This is a genomic window from Rhizobium sp. F40D2, from assembly GCF_051810745.2.
Taxonomy (GTDB): domain Bacteria; phylum Pseudomonadota; class Alphaproteobacteria; order Rhizobiales; family Rhizobiaceae; genus Rhizobium.
Map to the genome: position 1 here is coordinate 1,831,668 of NZ_CM131436.1, position 17,684 is coordinate 1,849,351.

Sequence of the window (17,684 nt, forward strand, 5' to 3'; positions counted from 1 at the left end):
AGAGAAAAGGCGACCCGAAGGCCGCCTTTCCAAGCGAAAGAATTTTGCTCCAAGCGAAGAATTTTGCTTCAAGCAAAGATTTTGTGTGGCGTAGATCTTATTCTGCTGCCGGTTCCGCTGCAGCGGCTGCTGCTTCAGCGGCGGCCTTTTCAGCCGCTGCCTTGGCTTCGGCAGCTTCTGCTGCTGCCTTCTCGGCGGCGAGCGCCTGGGCTGCTGCAACCTTTTCAGCTTCGATGCGGGCCTTTTCCTCGGCGATGGCGGCGCGCTCGGCGTCGTTGAGCTTGCGGGCGCGGACGCCGGTGTCTTCAACGATACGGGCAGACTTGCCGCGACGGTCGCGCAGGTAGTAGAGCTTGGCGCGACGGACCTTACCGCGGCGCACGACGTCGACGCTTTCGATCATCGGCGAGTAGACCGGGAATACGCGCTCGACGCCTTCGCCGTAGGAGATCTTGCGGACCGTGAAGTTTTCCTGCAGGCCGCCGCCGGAGCGGGCGATGCAGACGCCTTCATAGGCCTGAACGCGGGTACGGTTGCCTTCCGTGACCTTCACGTTGACGCGGACGGTGTCGCCCGGGGAAAATTCGGGAAGCGTGCGCTTGGCTTCGATCTTGGCGGCCTGTTCGGCCTCAAGCTGCTGAATGATGTTCATCGTCTTAACCTTTGGTTCTTCTGAAACAGCCAGAGCGCTCGACACTGATCCTTTGGAACTGGCCTCAGGACTTTGCCCTTCAGGGCGGGAGCGGGTTCGCCATTCTTTGTTTGCTGGCAGACGGGGATAACCCCATTTCCGCGTGCGCCAATACACGAAAGGCCGGGGCTTGTCATCCCTCGCACGACATTTTTGTGAAGAGGAGGCTGGAATCAGCCGTTTTTCTCGGCTTTCGCCTTTTCCAGGAGATCCGGCCGCCGTTCCCGCGTCAGCCGCACCGCTTCCTGGTGCCGCCACTTTTCAATGGCGCCGTGATTGCCGGATGTCAGGATCGCTGGAATTTCCCGGCCTTCCCACGCCTGCGGCCTAGTATAATGCGGATGTTCCAGCAGCCCGCCTTCGAAGCTTTCGTGCAGGCCGGAAAGATCATTGCCCATGACACCGGGCAGGATGCGGATGATCGCGTCGAGCACGATCAGCGCCGCCGACTCGCCGCCCGACAGCACGTAGTCGCCGATCGAAACCTCTTCCAGCCCGCGCGCCTCGATCACCCGCTGATCGACGCCCTCGAAGCGGCCGCAGACGATGATGACGCCGTCGCCTGAAGCAAGCTCGCGTACACGCTCCTGTGTCAGCGGCCGGCCGCGCGGGCTCATCAGCAGGCGCGGGCGGGTATCGTTTCCCGCGGTGCTGTCGATCGCACGGGCAAGAACGTCGGGTTTCAGCACCATGCCGGCGCCGCCGCCGGCCGGGGTGTCGTCGACGGTGCGGTGCTTGTCGGTGGCGAAATCGCGGATCTGCACCGCATCCAGCGACCATTGCCCGCGCTCCATCGCCTTGCCGGCGAGCGAGAAGCCCAGATGCCCCGGAAACATTTCCGGATAGAGTGTCAGCACGCTCGCCCGGAAAGCCATCACTTCTTCTTTTTCGGCTTGTCCGCGGTGAATTTCGAAAGCTCTTCGGGATCGTCGACCAGCCCTGCCGCCAGCGGGTCGATCAGCAATGTGCCGGCCTCGAGGTCGATCTCCAGCACCGAGGCTTCGGAGAAGGGGATCAGCACCGGGCGCTTGCCCGGGCCTTTGAGTTCCAGCAAATCGCCGGCGCCGAAATCGAAGACGCCGGTGACCGTGCCATAGCTGGCACCCTTGTCGTCGCGTGCTTCGAGACCCTCGAGATCGGCATAGTAGAACTCGTCGTCCTCCAACTCCTCGTCCGGCAGGTTGTCGCGCTCGATATAGAGCTCGAGCCCGTTCAACGCCTCGGCGGCATTGCGGTCGTTGACGCCGCGGAAACGGACGACGACGACATTCTTCGTCTCGCGGATTTCGAGGACTTCGAAGCTGCGGCCGTCCATGCTGTGCAGGTGGCCATAATCGCCAAGGGCGCTCGGATCGGCCGTGTAGGCCTTGGCGCGCACCTCTCCCCGGAGGCCTTGCGCGCCGCCGATCGTCGCCATCAGAACGGGGTTTTCAAGCTTTGTCATGGGTTCCTTCATGTGAAGCCGAAAGACAGGTTTCTCATAAACGAAGTGCGGGTAATTGGAAACGAAAACGGGCGGCATGTCGCCATGCCGCCCGTTAGAAGGGATTGTCCCGATTATTCCGCGGCGTCGGCAGCAGCAGCGGCGGCGTCAGCCACCTTCTGAGCCTTTTCGGCGGCGCGTTCCTGGGCGCGCTTGCCGGGCTTTGCCTTGACCGGGTTGTTCTTGGCTTCGCGCTTGGCAACGCCGGCTTCATCGAGGAAGCGCAGAACGCGGTCGGTCGGCTGGGCGCCGTTTTCGATCCAGTGCTTGATGCGCTCGGCGTTCAGCTGAACGCGCTTCTCGTCGTCCTTGGCGAGCATCGGGTTCCAGGAACCGAGGTTTTCGAGGAAGCGGCCGTCACGCGGGCTGCGCGCATCGGCGAGAACGACGTGGTAGTACGGGCGCTTCTTGGAGCCACCGCGGGCGAGACGAATTTTCAGTGCCATGTTCTTTACTCCTTAGGCTTTTCTTGATCGCCTGATCAGGCGGGTTATCGGGCTGCAGCGCTTTGTTCAGCGTGATCCGCAGCGATCTGCTCATGATGCCGGATGACTTCCTTGATGACGAAGTTCAGGAACTTCTCGGCGAAATCCGGGTCCAGATTGGCGGCTTTCGCCAGCTGGCGAAGGCGTTCGATCTGGTATTCCTCGCGCGCCGGATCGGCCGGCGGCAGATTGTATTTGGCCTTCAGCACGCCGACCTCTTTGGTGCAGCGGAAGCGTTCGGCCAGCATATGCACGAGAGCGGCATCGATATTGTCGATCGACTGACGATAGCTCGCGAGCTGGGCTTTGACGTTTGGATCAATCATGGGGCAAGCGATCCTTTCACTTCTTCTTCGGCAATCCGGGCAATCCCGGGAAACCACCGCCCAAGCCCGGCAGCTTGGCGCCGCCGAGGCCAGGCAAACCACCCGGCAGACCGCCGAGACCGGGCATACCCCCACCCGGCTTTCCAAGTCCCGCTGCTTCGGCCTGCTTCTGCAGGGCCTCGAGCTGGCGGGGATCGATATTCGAGAGATCGGGCATGCCACCACCCATACCGCCCAGGCCGCCGCCAAGCCCCATCTTGCCGGCAAGACCGCCCATCATCTGCTTCATCATGCCGCCTTTGCCCTTGCCGCCCATCATCTTCATCATGTCGGCCATCTGGCGGTGCATCTTCAGAAGCTTGTTGATGGCGGCGGCATCGGTGCCGGAGCCGGCGGCGATGCGCTTCTTGCGCGAATGCTTGAGCAGGTCGGGATTGGCGCGCTCGGCCCTGGTCATCGACTGGATGATGGCGATCTGACGGCCGAAAAGCCTGTCGTCGAGGCCAGCTGCGGCCATCTTGTCCTTCATGCCGGCCATGCCGGGCATCATCCCCATGATGCCACCCATGCCGCCCATCTTCTGCATCTGGCGCAGCTGGTCGGCGAGGTCGTCGAGGTCGAATTTGCCCTTGGCCATTTTGGCGGCCATGGCGGCCGCCTTCTCGGCGTCGATATTCTCGGCCGCACGCTCGACGAGCGAGACGATGTCGCCCATGCCGAGAATGCGGTCGGCGATGCGGCGGGGATGGAACTCCTCGAGCTCGCTCATCTTCTCGCCGACGCCGATCAGCTTGATCGGCTTGCCGGTGACGGCGCGCATCGAAAGGGCGGCACCGCCGCGGCCGTCGCCGTCCATGCGGGTCAGCACCAGGCCGGTGATGCCGACGCGTTCGTCGAAACTGCGGGCGAGGTTGACGGCGTCCTGACCGGTCAAGCTGTCGGCGACCAGCAGGATTTCATGCGGGTTCGAGCGCTTCTTGATGTCGGCCATCTCGACCATCAAGGGCTCGTCGATATGGGTGCGGCCGGCGGTGTCGAGGATGACGACGTCATGGCCGCCGAGTCTTGCCGCCTGCACGGCGCGGGCGGCAATATCGGTCGGTGACTGGCCGGATATGATGGGCAGCGTATCGATGCTGGCCTGGGCGCCGAGTTGGCGAAGCTGCTCCTGGGCTGCCGGACGGCGCGTGTCGAGCGACGCCATCAGCACTTTCTTCTTATCGCGCGTCGACAGGCGATGGGCGATCTTGGCTGTCGTCGTCGTCTTGCCGGAGCCCTGCAGGCCGACCATCATGACGACGACGGGGGCGGGCGCATGCAGGTCGATGCCGACGCCTTCACCGCCCAGCATTTCGATCAGCTCGTCATGGACGATCTTGACGACCATCTGGCCGGGCTTGATCGACTTCAGGATCTCGGCGCCGACGGCCTTTTCCCGCACGCGGTCGGTGAAGGAACGCACGACGTCGAGCGCGACGTCGGCCTCCAGCAACGCACGGCGAACCTCGCGCAGCGCTGCGGAAACATCGGCTTCCGAAAGCGCGCCACGGCCTGTCAGTCCATTCAGAATGGATCCAAGACGGTCCTGGAGGTTTTCAAACATCGGCTCTTCCTTGATACGTTTCGGGCGGGTTCGATCTGCCCGGAAACGTCGTGCTTTTCCTTGACGAAAACAAGACGCAAAGCCAAAAAGCACCCGAGGGCGCATCGCGCTGTCGGGTGTTGACCTCCGGGATCTGAGGTCCCGGTCGGCGGCTCGGAGTCATGCGGCTCGTCGCGGATTGGGCGCGGTAAACAGGAAAGCCGCGCGAAAGTCAAGGCGAAAGCGTGGAATGACCGCTTGGCCAGCGTTTGGGATGCCGATGCCGCAGAAAGCGATCAGGTAAAAATTTCCGGCCGGCGGCCCGAATTCCCAATAGTGGCCAGTTGCAAAATATTCCACTTATGATTCTACTTTCTACTTAAGTGCGTCCTGTAAAATGATTCGTAAATATCCTTGATGCCGGATGATCCGGCGGAGATATCGAATGATAAGTCCTGATATTGAAAGCTGGGCACTGGCACGAGCCCATCACATTGTTCTGAACGAAGGCCTTAATCTTGCAAAAGCGGCACAGGATTTGGATCGCAAGCGGTCCCGCTCGCTGGTCTACGAGCTGAGAAAGGTCATCACCGCCGCCATCGTCGAAGCGCATGCGGCGTCTTTTGCTTCCGACGGTGTTGAGCGGTAAGCCGGACTGCCTCGAGAGGGCGGCCGGCGGCAATGGCTGCGCGGCACTCACCCACTGGTAATTCCTTCGCATTTCCGCCATATACAGCGGAAACACGGACGGAATGATACTATGAGCGCAACGGTCGAATTCGCGAGGATGAACGGGCTTGGCAACAAGATCCTGGTCGTCGACATGCGCGGCCGGCCCGATAAGGTGACGCCGGCCGCGGCGGTCGCGCTCAATGCCGACCCGCGGACCGAGTTCGACCAGATCATGGCGATCCATGACCCGAAGGCCGACGGCACCGATGCCTTCATCGACATCCTGAATTCCGACGGCTCGAAGGCGCAGGCCTGCGGCAACGGCACGCGCTGTGTCGTGCAGGCGCTTGCCGCCGAGACCGGCCGCAAGGCCTTCACCTTCCAGACGGTCGCCGGCATCCTCAACGCTGTCGAGCATGAGGACGGAACGATCTCCGTCGATATGGGCCGGCCGGTCTTCGATTGGAACAGGATCCCGCTGGCGGAAGAATTTCATGATACCAGCCGCATCGAATTGCAGATCGGCCCGATCGACAATCCGGTGCTGCATTCGCCCTCAGTGATGTCGATGGGCAATCCGCATGCGATCTTCTGGGTCGACAGGGACGTGATGTCCTATGATCTCGCCCGCTTCGGGCCGCTGCTCGAAAACCATCCGATGTTTCCCGAACGCGCCAATATCACCCTGGCGCAGGTCACCTCGCCGACATCGGTGACGACGCGCACCTGGGAGCGCGGCGCGGGGCTGACGCTTGCCTGCGGCTCGGCGGCCTGTTCCGCCGCCGTCAGCGCCGCGCGCACCGGCCGCACCGGCCGCAAGGTGACGATCAACGTGGCGAGCGCCAAGCCGCCGGCTACGCTTTCGATCGAATGGCGCGAGCGCGACGATCACGTGATCATGACCGGCCCGGCCGAATGGGAATGGTCGGGCAATCTCGATCCCTCGACCGGCCTCTGGTCGCGCCAGGCGGACCACGAGGCGGGGGCGCGGTGAGCGGCGTCGACGTCATTACCTTCGGCTGCCGCCTCAACACCTATGAATCCGAAGTGATGAAGGCGCAGGCCGAGAAGGCCGGGCTCAACAATGCCATTCTGGTCAACACCTGCGCTGTGACCGGCGAGGCCGTGCGTCAGGCGCGCCAGGCGATCCGTCGGGCACGGCGCGACAATCCGCATGCCCGCATCATCGTCACCGGCTGCGCCGCACAGACGGAAAAGGAAACCTTCGCTGAAATGGTGGAGGTCGATGCCGTGCTCGGCAACGAGGAGAAGCTTGCGAGCGCCTCCTATCGCAGCCTGCCGGATTTCGGCGTTTCGACTGAGGAGAAGCTCCGCGTCAACGATATCATGAGCGTCAAGGCGACGGCGCCGCAGATGGTCAGGCATATCGACGGGCATGTGCGCGCCTTCATCCAGGTGCAGAACGGCTGCGACCACCGCTGCACCTTCTGCATCATCCCCTATGGCCGCGGCAATTCCCGCTCGGTGCCGATGGGCGCGGTCGTCGACCAGGCCCGCAAGCTCGCCGACAGCGGCTACCGCGAAATCGTGCTGACCGGGGTCGACGCCACAAGTTATGGCGGCGACCTGCCGGGTGCGCCGACGCTTGGGCTTCTGGCGAAGACGCTGTTGAAGCAGCTCCCCGATATCAGCCGCCTCAGGCTTTCCTCGATCGACAGCATCGAGGCCGATGCCCATCTGATGGATATCATCGCCGACGAGCCGCGTTTCATGCCGCATCTGCATTTGTCGCTGCAGCATGGCGACGACATGATCCTGAAGCGGATGAAGCGCCGGCACTCCCGCGCCGATGCGCTGCGTTTTATCGAGGACGTACGCCGGCTTCGCCCCGAGATGAGCTTCGGCGCCGATATGATCGCCGGCTTCCCGACGGAGACGGAAGAGATGTTCGGAAATGCCGTGCGGCTCGCCGAAGCGGCCGATATCGCGCATCTGCATGTCTTTCCCTACAGCCCGCGACCCGGCACGCCGGCCGCCCGCATGCAGCAGCTCGACCGGTCTCTCGTCAAGGATCGCGCTGCCAGGCTGCGCGCCACTGGACACAGGCTGCATCAGTCCCATCTCGACGGCATGGTCGGAACCCGGCAATGGCTGCTTGTCGAAAACAACGGCCTGGCGCATACGGAAAACTTCGCTCTGGTGGCAGCACCCGGCCTTCGTCCCGGTGAACTTGTGCCGGCCATGATCACCGGCCACAATGGCAAACATCTCGACATGCAATTGACGGCCGCAGCCGCGGCCTGACTTTCACGGAATCCTCATGGCGCTCAGTTTCATCAAAAAGGTCTTCACCTTCGGCAAGGACAAGCCGGCGGAAGAGCCCGTGCCTGAAACCGTGGCAAGGGAGCTCGATCCGCGCTCGCGTGCCGAAGATCTGCCGGTCGCCGCTGATCCGGTGCTTCCCGAAGAAATGGATACGGCCGGCGGGCCGGCGGCGGATGTCGGTGAGGGTGAGATAGAGGAGCCAGGCATCCTCGATGAGGTCTTGCCTTTGCCTCCCGCAGATCAAATGAGCGATTTCGGGCTGGTGCCGCTTTCTTTGCTGGAAGCCGAAGCAGATAGGCTGGCGAGTGCGGAGAGTGAGGTGGAAACACGCCCCTCTGTTTCTTCGGGACATCCCCCCTACAAGGAGGGAGATCGTGCGGAAGCTGACGCGCCGGCTTCGGTCGAAGAGACCGCGGAAGCCGCAGAGGTACTCTCTGAGGAAATTCCTGCCGAGATCGCTGTAGAAGAAGACATTTCCGTTCAGCCGATCTCCCCCCTTGTGGGGGAGATGTCCGGCAGGGCAGAGGGGGGTATCACACCCGCCGCGCCTTCCGACACGACTGCGGAACAGCCGAAGCCGGAATATACTGTCCTCCCTAAAGGCTTCGCCACAGGCCCGGCAATCGTCGAACAGCAACCCATTGCCCCGCAGCCAAAACTCAGCTGGTTCCAGCGCCTGCGCAACGGCCTTGCGCGCACCTCTTCGCAGCTAACCGGCCAGATCACCGCGCTGTTCACCAAGCGCAAGCTTGATGACGAGACGCTGCAGGATCTCGAAGACCTGCTGATCCAGGCCGATCTCGGCGTCGAGACCGCACTGCGCGTTACCGACACGCTGGCGTCCGAGCGTTATGGCAAGGATGTGACCGGCGAGGATGTCAGCCGGATCATGGCGTCCGAAATCGCCAAAGTTCTGAAGCCGGTCGCCAAGCCGCTGCAGCTCGACCTCTCGCACAAGCCGCATGTCATCCTGGTCGTCGGCGTCAACGGCACCGGCAAAACGACGACGATCGGCAAGCTTGCAGCAAAACTTTCCGGCGCCGGGCTGAAGGTGATGCTGGCCGCCGGCGATACCTTTCGTGCCGCGGCGATCGAGCAGCTGAAGATCTGGGCCGAGCGGACGAATTCCGAATTCATCGGTACCAAGCTTGGCGCCGATGCCGCCGGCCTTGCCTATGACGCCTTCGAACAGGCGAAAGCCCGGAAATGCGACGTGCTGATCGTCGATACCGCCGGCCGGCTGCAGAACAAGGCGGAGCTGATGGCCGAGCTCGAGAAGATCGTGCGCGTGCTCGGCAAGCTCGATCCCGATGCGCCGCACACCGTGCTGCAGACGCTCGATGCGACGACGGGACAGAATGCGCTGAGCCAGGCCGAGATCTTCCGCAACGTCGCTGGCGTCAACGGGCTGATCATGACCAAGCTCGACGGCACGGCACGCGGCGGCATCCTCGTCGCCATTTCCGCCAAGCACAAGCTGCCGGTCTATTTCATTGGTGTCGGCGAGGGTGTCGACGATCTGGAGCCGTTCGAGGCCGAGGATTTCGCGCACGCCATTGCCGGACTTCCCCAATGATGCCACAGATATGCCGCCGAAAGCCTGCAAGGCACGGGCGGCAACCAGGTTTTTAGGAATAGCAGGTTTGAAGAACGCATGACCACCGAAAGCGATATCACCCCGACCCCGGCCGACCGGCATCACCCGTTGCTGAAGCTGGCGCTGGAACTCGGGCCGCTGTTGATCTTCTTCTTCGCCAATCTGCGCGGGCAGTGGCTGGTGGAGAGATTTCCTGCCCTTTCCGAGCTTGGTGGGCCGCTGTTCGTCGCAACCGGGCTCTTCATGGCGGCGACGATCCTTTCGCTCGTCGTTTCGAAGATCGTGCTCGGCCATCTGCCGATCATGCCCTTCGTCTCCGGAATAGTGGTCGTCATCTTCGGTTCGCTGTCGATTTGGCTGCAGAACGAGACCTTCATCAAGATGAAGCCGACCATCGTCAACGCGCTCTTCGGCGTCGCGCTGCTCGGCGGACTTGCCTTCGGCCGATCGCTGCTCGGCTACGTCTTCAACGCCGCCTTCCAGCTCGATGCCGAAGGCTGGCGCAAGCTCACCATCCGCTGGGGCATCTTCTTTCTGTTCCTCGCCGTGTTGAACGAAGTCGTCTGGCGTAATTTTTCGGATGATACCTGGGTCGCCTTCAAGGTCTGGGGCACGATGCCGATCACCATCATCTTCACGCTGGCGCAGATGCCGCTGGTGCTCAAACATAGCATCAACCTGGAAATGGACGGCGAAAAGTGAGCGCTGCAGACGCCGAATATCGTGTCAGACACCAGAGTTTCTGGTTCGTCGCCTGCCTTGCGGTGCTGGTCGCGCAGATCGTCGCCGAATATCTGATGGGCCGCGTGCCGATCTGCGCCTGCGGTTATATCAAGCTGTGGGAGGGCGGGGTCAATACCAGCGGCAATTCTCAGCATCTGTCGGACTGGTACACGCCGTCGCACATCATCCACGGCTTCCTGTTTTACGGGCTCGGCCATCTCGTCCTGCGCCGCAAGCCGCTGGCGGCAAAGCTGCTGCTGGCGCTGTTCGTCGAATCCGGCTGGGAACTGCTGGAGAATTCGCCTCTGATCATCGATCGCTACCGCACGGCGACGATCGCGCTCGACTATTACGGCGACAGCATTCTGAATTCGGCGATGGACACCGTCTTCATGTGCCTCGGCTTCTTCTTCGCATCGCGGGCGCCGGTGGCGCTGACGGTGGCGATCGCCCTCTTCTTCGAGATTCTCACTGGCTATGTGATCCGCGATAATCTGACGTTGAACGTGGTGATGCTGATCTGGCCGGTGGAGGCGATCAAGGTCTGGCAGGGCGGCGTTTAAGCCCCACGTCTTTCTTGACTTACGAAACCGGCTTCCCCAGCGCCTTTTCCATCGCTGGAAACAGCCCTTCCTTCAGGCTGATATCGTCGAAGGGGCCGACGCGTTTGTAGAGGATCGTGCCGTCGGGGCCGACGAGGTAGCTTTCCGGAATGCCGTAGACGCCCCAGTCGATTGCCGCCTTGCCGTTCGGATCGATGCCGATTGCCTGATAGGGATTGCCGAGCTCGCCGAGGAAACGCAAGGCGTTGTCGCTCTTGTCCTTGTAATTGATGGCGACGATGTTCAGCCGTGGGTCCTTGGCCAGTTCTTTCAAAACAGGATGTTCGTCCCGGCAGGGAATGCACCAGGAGGCGAAGACGTTGACGAGGGTGAGCTTGCCCTTGATTGCCGCATCGGTCAGCGCCGGCAGGTTTGCGCCATCAAGCGGCGGCAGGTTCAGCGCCGGCGCCTTGGTGCCGATCAGGGCGGAGGGGATTTCGGCGATGTTCTTGCCGTGGAAATCCTGGTCGTAAAGCATCTTTGCGGCCGTTGCCGCAATGCCGCCGAAGACGATCAGCGGCAGAAGCGCCAGCGCATAACGGCCAAGGCCGTGCGGCTTGGCGGTCTTGTTTTCTGATGTTTCGCTCATTCGCTGTCCCTTGCGCGCGCCGAGCGGCGTCGAATGCCAGCGGCTTCGAGCGCTGCGAGTTCCTGGCGGCGCGCCCGGCCGTCGGCCCAGGTCCAAAGCGTGACGGCGACCGTCATGAATGCTGCAAAGCCATAGGAGGCGTAGACATAGAAGGCATGCGTCACCGGCTATTCCTCCCGGCTCGCCATGCGGGCGGCAAGACGGCGCTGGGCGGCGATGCGGCGGCGCCAGATCTCGTTGCGCATGGCCATGATATGCAGCGTGAAGAAGAGCAGGGTGAAGGCAATCGCCATGACGAAGAGCGGCCGCAGGAATTCCGGATCGATCGCCGGGCCATCAAGGCGCATCACGCTTGCCGACTGATGCAGCGTGTTCCACCACTCGACCGAGAATTTGATGATCGGGATATTGATGAAGCCGACCAGGATGAGTACGGCGGAAACGCGCGCGGCCCTCGACGGATCGTCGATGGCCCGGCTGAGCGCAATCAGGCCGAGATACATCAGGAAGAGAACGAAAACGGAAGTCAGCCTCGCATCCCAGACCCACCAGGTGCCCCACATCGGCTTGCCCCAGAGCGAGCCGGTGACGAGCGCGAGCAGGGTGAAGGCTGCGCCGAGCGGGGCTGCGGCCTTGGCGGAGACGTCGGCCAGCGGATGGCGCCAGACCAGCGTGCCGATCGCCGAGAGGCTCATGATCGTGTAGCACATCATCGACAGCCAGGCGGCGGGCACGTGGACATACATGATGCGCACGGTCTCGCCCTGCTGGTAATCGCCCTCTGTGGCGAAGCTGAGATAGAGGCCGATCAGAAAACAGAGGGCGGTGATGCCGGCCAGCCACGGAATGACGCGTGCCGCCAGCGCCAGAAACCGCGTCGGGTTGGCGAGATCGCTGAATTTGCTGATGGCAAGGCTCGTTTGGCTCATGTCCGCTTCCTTACCTTGATCTGGCTTTTCCCGCAATCGAATGGCTGGTCAATCCGCCGTGTTTCGCAGCGCCAGCGCGGCGGCGGCTGGGCCGATGACCGCAAAGAACAGCGTCAGCGCGATAAGGATGAGGAAAGGCGGCAGGAACGGGGCGGGATCCTCGACCGCGGCATAGGCAGCGCTGACGCCGAAGATCAGCACCGGGATGGTCAGCGGCAGCACCAGGATCGAAACCAGCAGGCCGCCGCGCGGCAGCGCCACAGCGACGGCGGCGCCGACGGCGCCGATGAAGGTGATGGCGGGCGAGCCGACAAGAAGCGTCAGCGCGGTGGCGCCGATCGCCGCCTCGTCCATGTTCATGAACAGGCCGAGCAGCGGCGAGGCGATGACCAGCGGCAGGCTGGTCGCCGTCCAGTGGGCGAAGCATTTGACGAGTACGGTGAGGACGAGCGGCGTGTCCTGCATCAGCATCAGGTCAAGCGATCCGTCGTCGCGCTCGGCCTGGAACAGCCGGTCGAGGCCGAGAAGTGCTGCCAGCAGCGCGCCGATCCAGACGATGGCGGGACCGATGCGGGAGAGCAGCTTGAGATCGGGGCCGACGCCGAAAGGGATGACGGCGACGACGGTCAGGAAGAACAGTACCCCGACCAGCGCGCCGCCGCCGGCGCGGATCGAGAGTTTGAGATCGCGGAGGAAGAGGGCGGTCATGCGGGGCGCTTTACCCTGGAGGCGAAGGAAAACCCCTCCCCAACCCCTCCCCACAAGGGGGAGGGGTTAAGCTGCGGCCCCTGGCAGTGGCGAAAAAGAAGCACTGTGCGCGCTGTTGCCATTCTGCAGGTTGTGACGATGCGGTTCGTATGAGGCAGCGCGGCACGGTAGCCCCTCCCCCATGTGGGGAGGGGTTGGGGAGGGGGCTTCACGTCATGTCCTTGCAAACAACCGTAAATCATCATTCCCACACTCCCTGATCCACGCCGGCAAAGCCCGGCATCTGCAATTCCTGCATATTCTTCAGCCCCAGCGGCTGATGCGTCGCCGCGAGCACGATGCCGCCGTTTGTCAGATGCGCTTCGATCAATCCGGCAAACAGCCGGTCGGCGCTGGCATCGAGTGCGGCCGTGGGTTCGTCGAGGATCCAGACGGGGCGGTGGGCGACGAGCAGCTTGGCGAAGGCGAATCGGCGCTGCTGGCCGGCGGAGAGGTAACCGAAGGGAAGGTGGGTAATACCCGGAAGGCCGACGGCCTCAGTGGCGTCCTCGACGGAGAGGCCGGCAGAGTTGCCCAGAAAGCGACGCCAGAAATCCAGATTCTCTGCAACCGTAAGTTCATCCTTCATTGCATTCCGGTGGCCGAGGTAGTGGCTGACATCGCCAGGATGCCCGTCTTCCCGGCCGTCTCCGTCGCGGAAGATGACAGTGCCTCTTTCCGGCTTGAGCAGGCCGGCAACAACGCGCAGTAAAGTGGACTTTCCCGATCCATTTCTGCCCGTCAGGATGAGCGCCTCGCCGGCAGCCAAGTGAAAGGAAATGTTAACGAAAATCAGATCCTCACCGCGCCTTGCGGCCAGATTTTCGGCGGTGAGATGCATGCGTCGGCTCTTTCTTCGTTTCGGCTTCCGGAGGGCTTAAAAAATCTCCGATTTTGACCTTGCTCGGGTATGGCAAGTTTTTAGGAAATTATCTATAAGACCGGCAACCACGCCAGCGGTCGGCGTGAATTTCATCCTTGCGCCGAACTTGGAGCATCTGTTCCACGTGCGGACAGCGGAAATGGCCGTACCCGCATCCTGATGTGCATTAAGTGCATAGGCGTTCGCACGACTGTGTTGGCTATCAGAAACGGGGTCTCTCGTGTCTAAATCTCTTGACAGTTTCAATTGTCGTTCCACGCTTTCCGTTGGTGGAAAGGACTATGTCTATTACAGCCTGCCCAAGGCTGAGGCAAACGGTCTGCCCGGCGTCTCGAAGCTTCCCTATTCGATGAAAGTGCTGCTCGAAAACCTGCTGCGTTTTGAAGACGGCCAGTCGGTCACCAAGGAGCACATCCTGGCCGTTGCCGAATGGCTGAACAATAAGGGTGCAGTTGAAAACGAGATCGCCTATCGCCCGGCGCGTGTGCTGATGCAGGACTTCACCGGCGTTCCGGCCGTCGTCGATCTTGCCGCGATGCGCGACGCGATGGTGTCCCTCGGCGGCGATCCCGAGAAGATCAACCCGCTCGTTCCCGTCGATCTCGTCATCGACCACTCCGTCATCGTCGACGAATTCGGCACGCCGCAGGCTTTCGCGAGGAATGTCGAGCTCGAATACCAGCGCAACGGCGAGCGTTATCGCTTCCTGAAGTGGGGTCAGCAGGCCTTCAAGAATTTCCGCGTTGTTCCCCCAGGCACCGGCATCTGTCACCAAGTCAACCTCGAATATCTCGGCCAGACCGTCTGGACCAAGGAAGAGGACGGCGAGACGATCGCCTATCCGGACACCTGCGTCGGCACCGACAGCCATACGACGATGATCAACGGTCTCGGCGTTCTCGGCTGGGGCGTGGGCGGTATCGAAGCTGAAGCGGCAATGCTCGGCCAGCCGGTTTCGATGCTTCTGCCCGAAGTCATCGGCTTCAAGCTGACCGGCAAGCTCAAGGAAGGCGTCACCGCGACCGACCTCGTTCTGACCGTCGTGCAGATGCTGCGCAAGAAGGGCGTGGTTTCGAAGTTCGTCGAATTCTTCGGCCCCGGCATGGACAATATGCCGCTCGCCGACCGCGCGACGATCGGCAATATGGGCCCGGAATACGGCGCCACCTGTGGCTTCTTCCCGGTCGATGGCGAAACCATCAACTACCTCACCATGTCCGGCCGCACGCATGACCGGATCGCCCTTGTCGAAGCCTATTCGAAGGCCCAGGGCATGTGGCGTGACGGCGACGGTTCCGATCTCGTCTTCACCGACACGTTGGAACTCGACCTCGGCGACGTAGTGCCGTCGATGGCCGGTCCGAAGCGTCCGGAAGGCCGCATCGCTCTCGAAAACATCGCTTCCGGTTTCGCCGGTTCGATGGATGTCGACTACAAGAAGCCCGGCCAGCTCAATAACCGCTATGCGGTCGAAGGCACGGATTTCGATCTCGGCCATGGCGACGTGGCGATTGCCGCCATCACCTCCTGCACCAACACCTCCAACCCGTCAGTGCTGATCGCTGCCGGCCTTCTCGCCCGCAACGCCGTTGCCAAGGGCCTGAAGACCAAGCCGTGGGTCAAGACCTCGCTCGCGCCGGGATCGCAGGTCGTCGGCGAATATCTCGCCAAATCCGGCCTGCAGGCCGACCTCGACAAGCTCGGCTTCAACCTGGTCGGCTTCGGCTGCACCACCTGCATCGGCAATTCCGGTCCGCTGCCGGCGCCGATCTCCAAGACGATCAACGACAAGGGCTTGATCGTATCGGGCGTTCTCTCCGGCAACCGTAACTTCGAAGGCCGCATTTCGCCCGACGTGCAGGCGAATTACCTGGCTTCCCCGCCGCTCGTCGTCGCCTATGCGCTCGCCGGCACGGTGCAGAAGGATCTGACCAAGGAGCCGATCGGCGAAGACCAGGGCGGCAACCCCGTCTACCTCAAGGATATCTGGCCGACCTCGCACGAGGTGCAGGAATTCATCCAGAAATACGTCACCCGCGAACTGTACGAAAGCAAATATGCCGACGTCTTCAAGGGCGACGTCAACTGGCAGGCCGTTCAGGTTCCGCCGGGCCAGACCTATGCCTGGGACGACAATTCGACCTACGTCCAGAACCCGCCCTACTTCGTCGGCATGGGCAAGAAGGGCACCGGCGTCTCCGACATCAAGGGCGCTCGCGTCCTCGGCCTGTTCGGCGACAAGATCACCACCGACCACATTTCGCCGGCCGGTTCGATCAAGGCGGCGTCGCCGGCCGGTGCTTACCTCATCGACCACGAAGTGGCCGTTGCCGACTTCAACCAGTACGGCACGCGCCGCGGCAATCATGAAGTGATGATGCGCGGCACCTTCGCCAATATCCGCATCCGCAACCATATGCTTGGCCCGAATGGGAAGGAAGGTGGTTACACCATCCACTACCCGTCGAAGGAAGAGACTTCGATCTACGACGCCGCAATGCAGTACAAAGCCGAAGGCGTGCCGCTCGTCATCTTCGCCGGTGTCGAATACGGTAACGGCTCCTCGCGCGACTGGGCTGCCAAGGGCACCAATCTGCTCGGCGTGAAGGCCGTCGTCGCCCAGTCCTTCGAGCGTATTCATCGCTCGAACCTGGTCGGCATGGGTGTCATCCCCTTCGTCTTCGAAGAGGGCACCACCTGGCAGAGCCTCGGCCTGAAGGGCGACGAGCTCGTCACCATCGAAGGTCTCGACAAGATCAAGCCGCGTGAGAAGAAGATCGCCAAGATCACCTATGGCGACGGCACCGTGAAGGAAGTTCCGCTGCTGTCGCGCGTCGATACGCTCGATGAGGTGGTCTACCTCAACAATGGCGGCATCCTGCAGACGGTTCTGCGCGACCTCGCTGCCTGATTGTTAATAGCCTCGTATGATAATGGCCGCCGGAGAGCAGTTTCCGGCGGCCTTTTCTTTGCGGCGACAAGATTTGCGGGGGCTCACGATGATTTGTCTTATGGGGGTTCCGGTCGCGCTGCGTCTCACCCGTTCGTGACTTTTCGTTTGGACCCGGAAGGATTATTCGTACGTTCATATGTCAGGGCCTCCGGTTCGAACACGCCGTCGGCGCTGAAAAAGAGGTGCAGGTGAATGTCCCCCCGTTTTTTGATTCCGCTGATCGCCGGCGTTGTTCTCTCAGGCCCGCTGCAGGCCGAAGACGGGACGCCGAAAGGTGTCGTCGAACTTTTCACGGCGCAGGGCTGCTCTTCCTGTCCTCCTGCTGACGCCGCTTTCCGCAAGCTGGTGAGCCAGGGCGATGTCATCGCGCTCGCCTATCATGTCGATTACTGGAATTATCTCGGCTGGGCCGATACACTGAGCTCCAAGGAAAACACCGAGCGGCAATATGGTTATGCGAGGACAATGGGCCGCAGCAACGTCTATACGCCACAGGCGATCGTCAACGGGCGCGACCATCTGGCCGGCGCCGATCTCAATGGCATCAACAGCAAGATCGACACCTATAGCGGCGAAGGCAACGGGCTGACCGTTCCCATCAGCGCGGCAATGCGCGGCGACGAGCTGGAGATCAAGATCGGCGCGGGACAGGGCAAAGCCAATGTGGTGATGGTCTATTTCGACAAGGAAAAGACGATCGAGGTCGAAAAAGGCGAGAACAGCGGAAAGAAGCTGTCCTATCTGCACAGCGTCACCAATGTCGAAACGGTCGGCATGTGGGACGGCAAAGCGACCAGTCTGACGCTGCCGGCCAGCGTGCTCCAACGGCCGCAGCTCGAGGGCTGCGCGATCCTGCTGCAATCGGCGAACGACAACGGCGATCCGGCGGCGATCCTTGGCGCGACCGTGGTGATGGCTGGCAAAAATATCTGAGATTTCATCCGCTCGCGGGTGAAGTACCGGGCGGCCCGGCTGAGCGTATTCGGGGCTGGGGTTAAGGTCGATACGCTCCGCCGGGCCCTTTGGCGCGCTGGCGCCAAACCGGGATTCATAAATCTCCTGCAAATGAGGCGCTGTTTTGACTGAAATGCGGCGCCGCCGAGAAAGCGACAGCGCTGTCATGCGCGGCTGAATGT

The 17,684-nt window shown here is 62.0% G+C and carries 19 protein-coding genes; 8 read left to right on the forward strand and 11 right to left on the reverse strand.

Annotated elements, in window-relative coordinates; translation table 11 throughout:
- Window positions 1-97: 97 nt before the first annotated feature.
- From rplS to ffh, 6 genes are all read right to left on the reverse strand, one after another.
- Window positions 98-652 (reverse strand): 50S ribosomal protein L19, encoded by a 555-nt coding sequence (gene rplS, locus ACS4RS_RS08780; RefSeq protein ID WP_028758031.1) that lies wholly within the window; start codon window positions 650-652, stop codon window positions 98-100.
- A gap of 212 nt (window positions 653-864) precedes the next feature.
- Window positions 865-1,566 carry a tRNA (guanosine(37)-N1)-methyltransferase TrmD gene (gene trmD, locus ACS4RS_RS08785; protein WP_439011283.1) on the reverse strand — a complete coding sequence of 234 codons (702 nt, stop codon included), beginning with the start codon at window positions 1,564-1,566 and terminating at the stop codon, window positions 865-867.
- The gene (rimM, locus tag ACS4RS_RS08790; protein WP_049733506.1) at window positions 1,566-2,135 is read right to left on the reverse strand and encodes a ribosome maturation factor RimM; all 570 of its coding nucleotides are present in this window, start codon (window positions 2,133-2,135) and stop codon (window positions 1,566-1,568) included. Before rimM ends, trmD begins: the two co-directional genes overlap by 1 nt.
- A gap of 113 nt (window positions 2,136-2,248) precedes the next feature.
- The gene (gene rpsP / locus ACS4RS_RS08795; RefSeq protein ID WP_003589731.1) at window positions 2,249-2,620 is read right to left on the reverse strand and encodes a 30S ribosomal protein S16; all 372 of its coding nucleotides are present in this window, start codon (window positions 2,618-2,620) and stop codon (window positions 2,249-2,251) included.
- A 44-nt stretch (window positions 2,621-2,664) separates the two neighbouring features.
- On the reverse strand, window positions 2,665-2,985 hold the full coding sequence (locus tag ACS4RS_RS08800; protein WP_003543666.1) for a chorismate mutase: 321 nt from the start codon (window positions 2,983-2,985) through the stop codon (window positions 2,665-2,667).
- Window positions 2,986-3,001: 16 nt separating this feature from the next.
- Window positions 3,002-4,588, reverse strand: a complete 1,587-nt coding sequence (ffh, locus tag ACS4RS_RS08805) for a signal recognition particle protein (protein WP_439011281.1) — start codon at window positions 4,586-4,588, stop codon at window positions 3,002-3,004.
- Between the two features lie 403 nt (window positions 4,589-4,991).
- Between ffh and ACS4RS_RS08810 the strand changes: the two genes are divergently transcribed.
- The 6 genes from ACS4RS_RS08810 (at window position 4,992) to ACS4RS_RS08835 (ending at window position 10,408) form a co-directional block, all read left to right on the forward strand.
- Complete coding sequence (locus ACS4RS_RS08810; RefSeq protein ID WP_172643263.1) at window positions 4,992-5,216, forward strand: hypothetical protein; 225 nt, start codon at window positions 4,992-4,994, stop codon at window positions 5,214-5,216.
- A 111-nt stretch (window positions 5,217-5,327) separates the two neighbouring features.
- Entirely contained in the window at window positions 5,328-6,233 is a 906-nt protein-coding gene (gene dapF, locus ACS4RS_RS08815; protein WP_439011279.1) for a diaminopimelate epimerase, read from the forward strand.
- A complete protein-coding gene (mtaB, locus tag ACS4RS_RS08820) occupies window positions 6,230-7,504 on the forward strand; it encodes a tRNA (N(6)-L-threonylcarbamoyladenosine(37)-C(2))-methylthiotransferase MtaB (protein WP_439011278.1) in 1,275 nt (424 codons plus the stop codon). Before dapF ends, mtaB begins: the two co-directional genes overlap by 4 nt.
- Window positions 7,505-7,520: 16 nt before the next feature.
- The gene (ftsY, locus tag ACS4RS_RS08825; RefSeq protein ID WP_449313949.1) at window positions 7,521-9,101 is read left to right on the forward strand and encodes a signal recognition particle-docking protein FtsY; all 1,581 of its coding nucleotides are present in this window, start codon (window positions 7,521-7,523) and stop codon (window positions 9,099-9,101) included.
- Window positions 9,102-9,179: 78 nt separating this feature from the next.
- On the forward strand, window positions 9,180-9,824 hold the full coding sequence (locus tag ACS4RS_RS08830) for a septation protein A (RefSeq protein WP_439011277.1): 645 nt from the start codon (window positions 9,180-9,182) through the stop codon (window positions 9,822-9,824).
- Window positions 9,821-10,408 carry a DUF2585 domain-containing protein gene (locus ACS4RS_RS08835; RefSeq protein ID WP_439011276.1) on the forward strand — a complete coding sequence of 196 codons (588 nt, stop codon included), beginning with the start codon at window positions 9,821-9,823 and terminating at the stop codon, window positions 10,406-10,408. The genes ACS4RS_RS08830 and ACS4RS_RS08835 overlap by 4 nt, the downstream gene beginning before the upstream one ends.
- Window positions 10,409-10,427: 19 nt before the next feature.
- Here ACS4RS_RS08835 and ACS4RS_RS08840 read toward each other — a convergent pair whose 3' ends face one another.
- The 5 genes from ACS4RS_RS08840 to ccmA form a co-directional block, all read right to left on the reverse strand.
- Window positions 10,428-11,036, reverse strand: a complete 609-nt coding sequence (locus ACS4RS_RS08840; RefSeq protein WP_439011275.1) for a DsbE family thiol:disulfide interchange protein — start codon at window positions 11,034-11,036, stop codon at window positions 10,428-10,430.
- Complete coding sequence (gene ccmD, locus ACS4RS_RS08845) at window positions 11,033-11,200, reverse strand: heme exporter protein CcmD (protein ID WP_439011274.1); 168 nt, start codon at window positions 11,198-11,200, stop codon at window positions 11,033-11,035. Before ccmD ends, ACS4RS_RS08840 begins: the two co-directional genes overlap by 4 nt.
- Before the next feature lie 3 nt (window positions 11,201-11,203).
- Window positions 11,204-11,965 (reverse strand): heme ABC transporter permease CcmC, encoded by a 762-nt coding sequence (locus ACS4RS_RS08850; protein ID WP_439011273.1) that lies wholly within the window; start codon window positions 11,963-11,965, stop codon window positions 11,204-11,206.
- A 48-nt stretch (window positions 11,966-12,013) separates the two neighbouring features.
- Entirely contained in the window at window positions 12,014-12,673 is a 660-nt protein-coding gene (ccmB, locus tag ACS4RS_RS08855; protein WP_183855538.1) for a heme exporter protein CcmB, read from the reverse strand.
- A 241-nt stretch (window positions 12,674-12,914) separates the two neighbouring features.
- On the reverse strand, window positions 12,915-13,553 hold the full coding sequence (gene ccmA / locus ACS4RS_RS08860) for a heme ABC exporter ATP-binding protein CcmA (protein ID WP_439011272.1): 639 nt from the start codon (window positions 13,551-13,553) through the stop codon (window positions 12,915-12,917).
- 262 nt (window positions 13,554-13,815) lie between these two features.
- Here ccmA and acnA point away from each other — a divergent pair, with 262 nt between their 5' ends.
- Window positions 13,816-16,506 carry an aconitate hydratase AcnA gene (gene acnA / locus ACS4RS_RS08865; RefSeq protein WP_439011271.1) on the forward strand — a complete coding sequence of 897 codons (2,691 nt, stop codon included), beginning with the start codon at window positions 13,816-13,818 and terminating at the stop codon, window positions 16,504-16,506.
- 234 nt (window positions 16,507-16,740) lie between these two features.
- Complete coding sequence (locus ACS4RS_RS08870; RefSeq protein WP_439011270.1) at window positions 16,741-17,481, forward strand: DUF1223 domain-containing protein; 741 nt, start codon at window positions 16,741-16,743, stop codon at window positions 17,479-17,481.
- Window positions 17,482-17,684: the final 203 nt, after the last annotated feature.

Coding starts and splice junctions, on each gene's coding strand:
- rimM (WP_049733506.1), bottom strand. CDS start 2,135: ATGACAAAGCTTGAAAACCCCGTTCTGATGGCGACGATCGGCGGCGCG.
- ACS4RS_RS08800 (WP_003543666.1), bottom strand. CDS start 2,985: ATGATTGATCCAAACGTCAAAGCCCAGCTCGCGAGCTATCGTCAGTCG.
- rpsP (WP_003589731.1), bottom strand. CDS start 2,620: ATGGCACTGAAAATTCGTCTCGCCCGCGGTGGCTCCAAGAAGCGCCCG.
- trmD (WP_439011283.1), bottom strand. CDS start 1,566: ATGGCTTTCCGGGCGAGCGTGCTGACACTCTATCCGGAAATGTTTCCG.
- ffh (WP_439011281.1), bottom strand. CDS start 4,588: ATGTTTGAAAACCTCCAGGACCGTCTTGGATCCATTCTGAATGGACTG.
- ccmA (WP_439011272.1), bottom strand. CDS start 13,553: ATGCATCTCACCGCCGAAAATCTGGCCGCAAGGCGCGGTGAGGATCTG.
- dapF (WP_439011279.1), top strand. CDS start 5,328: ATGAGCGCAACGGTCGAATTCGCGAGGATGAACGGGCTTGGCAACAAG.
- ACS4RS_RS08870 (WP_439011270.1), top strand. CDS start 16,741: ATGTCCCCCCGTTTTTTGATTCCGCTGATCGCCGGCGTTGTTCTCTCA.
- ACS4RS_RS08850 (WP_439011273.1), bottom strand. CDS start 11,965: ATGAGCCAAACGAGCCTTGCCATCAGCAAATTCAGCGATCTCGCCAAC.
- ACS4RS_RS08840 (WP_439011275.1), bottom strand. CDS start 11,036: ATGAGCGAAACATCAGAAAACAAGACCGCCAAGCCGCACGGCCTTGGC.
- ACS4RS_RS08830 (WP_439011277.1), top strand. CDS start 9,180: ATGACCACCGAAAGCGATATCACCCCGACCCCGGCCGACCGGCATCAC.
- ftsY (WP_449313949.1), top strand. CDS start 7,521: ATGGCGCTCAGTTTCATCAAAAAGGTCTTCACCTTCGGCAAGGACAAG.
- rplS (WP_028758031.1), bottom strand. CDS start 652: ATGAACATCATTCAGCAGCTTGAGGCCGAACAGGCCGCCAAGATCGAA.
- ACS4RS_RS08810 (WP_172643263.1), top strand. CDS start 4,992: ATGATCCGGCGGAGATATCGAATGATAAGTCCTGATATTGAAAGCTGG.
- ccmB (WP_183855538.1), bottom strand. CDS start 12,673: ATGACCGCCCTCTTCCTCCGCGATCTCAAACTCTCGATCCGCGCCGGC.